Here is a 6,518-nt window from a genome sequence, read left to right on the forward strand (position 1 = left end):
GGCGCCTCGCCCGGAAGGAGCCCCGCCGATGAGCACGCCGCGTCGTTATCTTGAGGAGGTGATCCGCGTGGATCACGCGGGCGAATATGGCGCGAAGCGCATCTATCAGGGCCAACTCGCCATCCTGGCCTGGCGCCTCGCCCGGAAGGAGCCCCGCCGATGAGCACGCCGCGTCGTTATCTTGAGGAGGTGATCCGCGTGGATCACGCGGGCGAATATGGCGCGAAGCGCATCTATCAGGGCCAACTCGCCATCCTGCGCGGCACGAAGCACGAAGAGACCATCCGCCACATGCAGGAGCAGGAGCAGGAGCACCTCGACACCTTCTCCCGCCTCATCGCCGAGCGCCGGGTCCGGCCCACCGTGCTGCTGCCCTTCTGGCACGTGGCCGGCTTCGCGCTGGGTGCCGCCACGGCAGCCATGGGGGCCCGCGCCGCCATGGCCTGCACCGTCGCGGTCGAGGAGGCGATCGACGAGCACTACCAGGCGCAGGAGCGCGCGCTGGGCGAGGATGAGGCGCCGCTGAAGGCCGACATTGCCCGCTTCCGCGCCGAGGAGCTGGAGCACCGCGACATCGGACTCGCGAATGAGGCGGAGCTGACGCCGGGCTACCGGCTGCTCTCGGCGGCCATCAAGGCGGGCTGCAAGGTGGCGATCAAGCTGTCGGAAAAGGTCTGAAAAACCTGGAAATTCTTCCGGGGTTACCGTTTGGCACGATCCTTGCCTAATCATTGCCTTGACCCCCGGGGGCGGTCACCCCATAGAGGCAGCGTGGATCACGGCACCCCCCCCCTGAACAGCCCGGAGCTCGCGAGCCTGGAGACGGCACGCCGCGTCCTGCGCCTCGAGGCTGCCGCCCTCGAGGCGACCGCGCAGGGGCTGGATGCGCGCTTCGAGGCCGCGGTCGCGCTGCTCGCCGCCACCACCGGGCGCGTCGTCGTCTCGGGCATGGGCAAGTCCGGCCATGTGGGCCGCAAGATCGCCGCCACCTTCGCCTCCACCGGCACGCCCGCGCAATTCGTCCATCCGGGCGAGGCGAGCCATGGCGACCTCGGGATGATCATCCAGGGCGATTCCGTCCTGGCCCTCTCCAATTCCGGCGAGACGTCCGAGCTCGGCGACCTCGTTGCCCATACCCGGCGCTTCGGCATTCCGCTGATTTCCATCGTCGGCCGTCCGGCCAGCATGCTGGGCCGCGACTCCGACGTGGCGCTGGTGCTCCCCGCGGCGCAGGAGGCCTGCCCGCTCGGCCTCGCACCCACCACCTCCACCACCATGCAGCTGGCGCTGGGCGATGCCCTGGCCGTGGCCCTGCTGGAGCGGCGGGGCTTCGGGCCGGAGGATTTCCGCGTCTTCCACCCGGGCGGCAAGCTCGGCGCCCGCCTCTCGCGCGTGGCGGACCTGATGCACGGCCCGGACGAGCTGCCGCTGGCCACGCCCGAGACGCCCATGGCCGACGCGCTGGTGGCGATGACGGCCAAGCGCTTCGGCTGCCTCGGCATCACCGATCCGGCCGGCCGCCTCACCGGCATCATCACCGATGGCGACCTGCGCCGCGCGCTGCAGCCGGGCCACGCCCTGCTGACCCGCGCGGCGGGCGAGGTGATGACCCGCCAGCCGCGCAGCATCCCGGCCGATGCGCTGGCCGCCGAGGCGCTGCGCCTGATGAACGAGGGCAGCATCACCACCCTCTTCGTGGTGGATGCCGAGCGCCGGCCCGTCGGAATCCTGCACATCCATGACCTGCTGCGGGCAGGTGTGGCCTGATGAGCCAGGAGATCCGCCGCTCGGACTTCCTCGATGTCGCGCAGGACCGGCGGCGCGCGCTGACGCCCTCCCGCGCGCGCCATGTGCCGCGCGCCGAGCAGATCGCGCGCCGCCAGCGCCTCGTCACCGCGATGAAGTTCCTGATGCCGCTCCTCGCCGCGGGCGTTCTGGCGCTGATGGTGTTCTGGCCGGACATCGAGGGCAATCATTCGCGCCTCTCCTTCCGGCGCGGCCCGGCTTTGGTGCCGGAGGCGCTGCAGCTCGTCGCCCCCCGCTTCCAGGGCGTGGACGAGCTGAACCGCCCCTACACGGTCACCGCGCGCCTCGCCCGCCAGCCGGGTCAGGAGGAGGTGCTGCTGATGGACCTGCCGCGCGCGGACATCCAGCTGAACGAGGGCGCCTGGGTCTATGTCGAGAGCGACCGCGGGCGCTATGACCGCGCCACGCAACAGCTCGACCTCGAGGGCAATGTGGAGCTCTATCACGACAATGGCACGCTGTTCCGCACCGAGGCGGCCGCGGTGAAGGTGGATGCCGGCACCGCCCATGGCGAGCGGCCGACGCAGGCGCAGGGCAGCTTCGGCACCATCGAATCCGAGGGCTTCGAGATGCGCGATCGTGGCGCCGTGATGATCTTCACCGGCCGCGCCCGCGCCGTCCTCGAAGGGCGCCAGCAGTGAGGCGCCCGCTGTCCCTCCTCGCCGGCCTGCTGCTGGCCGGCCCCGCTCTCGCCCAGGGCATCGACATGTCCCAGGGCGGGCCGGTGGACATCACCGCCACCAACGGCATCGAGTGGCGCCAGGCCGAGCAGGTGGTGGTGGCGCGCGGCGATGCGCGCGCCGTGCGCGACGGCACGACGATCGAGGCGGCGCGGCTCATCGCGCGCTATCGTTCGCAGGGGGGCGCGCAACCCGCCAGCACCCAAGCGGCGGCGCGCCCGGCCTCGGCCGGCGAGACGCCGCTCAGCGGTGGCAGCGAGATCTGGCGCGTGGAGGCGGAGGGCGATGTCCGCATCTTCACGCCGACCGACACCGCCCGCGGCGACCGCGCCGTCTATGACATGGACCAGGCGGTGCTGGTGCTGACCGGCCGGAACATCAGCTACACCACGCCGCAACAGGTCATCACCTCGCGCGACAGCCTCGAATACTGGACCCAGCGGCGCATGGCCGTGGCCCGTGGCTCCGCGCTCGTCGTCACGCAGGATGGGCGGCGCATCGCCGCCGATACGCTGGTCGCGCACATGCTGGAGGACCCGCCGCCGGGCGCGACCCCGGCCGGCCAGTCCGTCGCCCGGCCGGGCACGGAGGGCACCGCCGGCCCGCCGCCGGGCCAGGGCCGGATCGATCGCATCGAACTCTTCGGCAATGTCGAGATCCGCACCGAGGCGGAGGTCATCCGCGGCGACCGCGCGGTGTATTCGGCGGCGACCGGCCTCGCCCGCGTGCTCGGCAATGTGCGCATCACGCGGGGCGAGAACCTCGTCTCCGGCCGCGAGGCCATCGTGAACATGAATACGGGCGTCTCGCGCATCCTCTCCCAGCCCGGGCAGCGGGTGCAGGGCATCATCATCCCGCAGCAGGGCGCGGACCCCGCGACCCCAGGAGCCAGCCGATGAACAAGTTGGGCCAGACGCCGGCGGGCAAGCCTGCCCTCTCGGCCATTGAAGGCTCGGGCGGGCTCATCGCGACCGGGCTTGGCAAGCGCTACAAGAAGCGGCCCGTCGTCCGCAACGTCTCGATCTCGCTGAAGCGCGGAGAGGCGGTGGGGCTGCTCGGCCCGAACGGCGCGGGCAAGACCACGACCTTCTACATGATCACCGGCCTCGTGCAGCCCGAGGAGGGCACGGTGATGATGGACGGCGCCGATGTGACGCGCCTGCCCATGTATCGCCGCGCGCGGCTCGGCCTCGGCTACCTGCCGCAGGAGGCGTCCATCTTCCGCGGCCTTTCGGTCGAGCAGAACATCCTGGCCGCCCTCGAGGTGGTGGAACCCCTGCGCGACCGGCGCGAGCAGATGCTGGAAAGCCTGATGGCGGAGTTCGGCATCTCCCATCTGCGGCGCGCGCCGGCCCTGGCGCTTTCGGGTGGCGAGCGGCGGCGCTGCGAGATCGCGCGAGCCCTTGCCACGCATCCCTCCTATATCCTGCTGGATGAGCCGCTGGCGGGCATCGACCCGATCGCGGTCGCGGAAATCCGCGACCTGGTGAAACACCTCAAGAACCGGGGCATCGGCGTGCTCATCACCGATCACAACGTCCGTGAGACGCTGGAGATCATCGACCGCGCCTACATCATGCATGACGGCCAGGTGCTGATGGAGGGCCTGCCGCACGAGATCGTGGCGCATGAAGGCGTGCGCCGCGTCTATCTCGGCGAGAAGTTCAGCCTCTAGCCGCGATGCAGGTGGCCGCGACACCAACCACACCAGCGCGGCGGGATTAGGCATGGCGCTCGGCCCGCGCCTCGACCTGCGCCATTCGCAGTCGCTGATGATGACGCCGCAGCTGCGGCAGGCCATCAAGCTTCTGCAATCCTCCAATCTCGAGGTCATGGCCTTCGTCGAGGAGGAGCTGGAGCGCAACCCGCTGCTGGAGCGGGACGAGACGCATGTGGCCGTGGCCGAGACCATCGCCGCCCCCGCCGATGCCGCCGCCGTCGCCACCTCGGACACGCTGGCGGTCGGTGATGCGGCGCCGCTCGACGCCGATTTCTCCAACGTCATGGATGAGGGCGAGGCGTATCAACCCGGCATGGGCGCCGGCGGGCGCATGGATTTCAGCGATGACCTCTCGGGCATCGAGGCCATGGCCGCGGCCGGGCCCACGCTGCGCGAGCGCCTCGCCGAGCAGATCCGCCTGACCTTCGAGGAAGGGCGGGACCGGCTGATCGCCTCCGCGCTGCTCGCCATGGTCGAACCCTCTGGCCGGCTCAGCCTGGACGCCGAGGCGCTTGCCGCGCGGCTGGGCTGCGAGGTCGCGGTGGTGGAGCGCGTGCGCCGCGCCATGCAGCGCTTCGAACCCACCGGCATGTTCTGCGCCGACCTGCGGGAGTGCCTGCAGGTGCAGCTGGAGGAGGCCGGGCGCTTCGACCCCTACATGGCCCGCCTGCTGGACAACCTGCCCCTGCTGGCGCGGCGCGACATGGCGGCCCTGCGTGAGGCCTGCGGCGTGGATGCCGAGGACCTGGCCGAGATGGTGGCGGAACTGCGCCGCCTCGACCCCAAGCCCGGCGCCGGCGGCGATGACGAGCCGCTGAGCATCATCCAGCCCGATGTGCTGATGCGCGCCGATGCCGAGGGCGGCTGGATCCTGGAGCTGAACCCCGAGACGCTGCCCCGCGTGCTGGTCAATCGCGGCTTCGCCGCGCGCTGCACGGTGGGGCTGAAGGACAAGGAGCAGAAGGGCTTCCTGGCCGAGCAGCTGCAAAGCGCCAATTGGCTGGTGAAGAGCCTGGAGCAGCGGGCCAACACCATCCTCAAGGTCGCCTCCGAGATCGTCCGCCGGCAGGACGCCTTCTTCCGGCACGGCGTTGGGCACCTCCGCCCGCTCATCCTGCGCGACGTGGCCGATGAGGTGGAGATGCATGAGAGCACCGTCAGTCGCGTCACCGCCAACAAATACATGGCGACCCCGCGTGGCATGCTGGAGCTGAAATACTTCTTCACGACGGCCATCCAGGGCACGGCGGGCGGCGAGGCGGTGAGTGCCGAGGCGGTGCGGCACCGCATCAAGGGATTGGTGCAGGCCGAGACCTACGAGACGGTCCTCTCGGATGACGCAATCGTATTGCGGCTGCGTGAAGAAGGCGTGGACATCGCGCGGCGGACCGTGGCCAAATACCGGGAAGCGATGCGCATCCCGTCATCGGTGCAGCGCAAGCGCGAGAAGGCCGCCACGGCCTGAAGGGACACCCCCTGCTGGCCGGATGGCGGCTGGCCAGGAGCGAGACCTTAACGTTCTCGTTCTGATTGACTGAGGGGAAGTGACCAACATGCACATCACTGTCGCCGGCAAGCAGGTCGCCACCAGCGATGCTCTGCGCGCCCATGTGGAAGATGGGCTGGGCACGATCACGGCGAAGTATTTCGACCACGCGCTCGAGGCGCGGGTCACCTTTCGCAAGGATGCCAAGGGCAGTGCCGGGGGGCACTTCGCCTGTGACATCAACCTCCATGCGGGCCGGGGGCTCACCATGCGGGGCGAGGGGCAGGGGGTTGATGCGCACAAGGCCTTCGACCAGGCGGCGGAACATGTCGCCAAGCGGCTGCGACGCTACCGACGGCGCGTGAATGAACACGCGCGCGGCGCGGCCGGCGAGCGCGAGCCGCGCGAGGTGATGCGCGAATATGTCGTGCGCGCCGCCGAGGATGCGGAGGAAGCACCCGAGATCCAGGGCGCCGAGCATCCGGCCGTGGTGGCCGAGCCGCTGGGCGAGCTGCACCAACTCACCGTGGGCGAGGCGACGATGCGCCTGGAGCTGGCGGACCACCCGGTGATCGTCTTCCGCAACCGTGCGAGCGGCGGGATCAATGTGGTCTACCGCCGCCAGGATGGGCATGTGGGGTGGATTGATCCGGGGTAGGCGGCAGAGAAAGAAACGGGCCTCCGGCGGCTGGGGCCATGGGCCCTGTTCAGACTGGGAAGATGTTTGACGGGTGTTCGGGGACATCCCTGACGGTTTTGAGGATGGCCTTAGGGCCTCTGGTGTCAATCCATCCGAGATCGAAACGCATGAAGTGCAGGCTCCAGA

The 6,518-nt window shown here is 70.0% G+C and carries 8 protein-coding genes; all 8 read left to right on the plus strand.

Annotated elements, in window-relative coordinates; translation table 11 throughout:
- Positions 1–28 precede the first annotated feature (28 nt).
- Positions 29–163 carry a demethoxyubiquinone hydroxylase family protein gene (locus tag KTR66_RS24435; RefSeq protein ID WP_213617374.1) on the plus strand — a complete coding sequence of 45 codons (135 nt, stop codon included), beginning with the start codon at positions 29–31 and terminating at the stop codon, positions 161–163.
- Positions 160–678: a demethoxyubiquinone hydroxylase family protein gene (locus KTR66_RS24440; RefSeq protein ID WP_213617375.1), complete on the plus strand. Its 519-nt coding sequence runs from the start codon at positions 160–162 to the stop codon at positions 676–678. The genes KTR66_RS24435 and KTR66_RS24440 overlap by 4 nt, the downstream gene beginning before the upstream one ends.
- A 93-nt stretch (positions 679–771) precedes the next feature.
- Positions 772–1,767, plus strand: a complete 996-nt coding sequence (locus KTR66_RS24445; protein ID WP_213617376.1) for a KpsF/GutQ family sugar-phosphate isomerase — start codon at positions 772–774, stop codon at positions 1,765–1,767.
- Positions 1,767–2,447, plus strand: coding sequence for an LPS export ABC transporter periplasmic protein LptC (gene lptC, locus KTR66_RS24450; protein WP_213617377.1), 681 nt, complete (start codon positions 1,767–1,769; stop codon positions 2,445–2,447). The genes KTR66_RS24445 and lptC overlap by 1 nt, the downstream gene beginning before the upstream one ends.
- Positions 2,444–3,385: an LptA/OstA family protein gene (locus KTR66_RS24455; RefSeq protein WP_371819209.1), complete on the plus strand. Its 942-nt coding sequence runs from the start codon at positions 2,444–2,446 to the stop codon at positions 3,383–3,385. The genes lptC and KTR66_RS24455 overlap by 4 nt, the downstream gene beginning before the upstream one ends.
- On the plus strand, positions 3,382–4,161 hold the full coding sequence (lptB, locus tag KTR66_RS24460; RefSeq protein WP_213617378.1) for an LPS export ABC transporter ATP-binding protein: 780 nt from the start codon (positions 3,382–3,384) through the stop codon (positions 4,159–4,161). Before KTR66_RS24455 ends, lptB begins: the two co-directional genes overlap by 4 nt.
- Before the next feature lie 52 nt (positions 4,162–4,213).
- Positions 4,214–5,671, plus strand: a complete 1,458-nt coding sequence (gene rpoN / locus KTR66_RS24465; RefSeq protein ID WP_213617379.1) for an RNA polymerase factor sigma-54 — start codon at positions 4,214–4,216, stop codon at positions 5,669–5,671.
- Between the two features lie 88 nt (positions 5,672–5,759).
- A complete protein-coding gene (hpf, locus tag KTR66_RS24470) occupies positions 5,760–6,350 on the plus strand; it encodes a ribosome hibernation-promoting factor, HPF/YfiA family (protein ID WP_213617380.1) in 591 nt (196 codons plus the stop codon).
- Positions 6,351–6,518: the final 168 nt, after the last annotated feature.

The sequence above is a fragment of the Roseococcus sp. SDR genome, assembly GCF_019083995.1.
Lineage (GTDB): Bacteria > Pseudomonadota > Alphaproteobacteria > Acetobacterales > Acetobacteraceae > Roseococcus.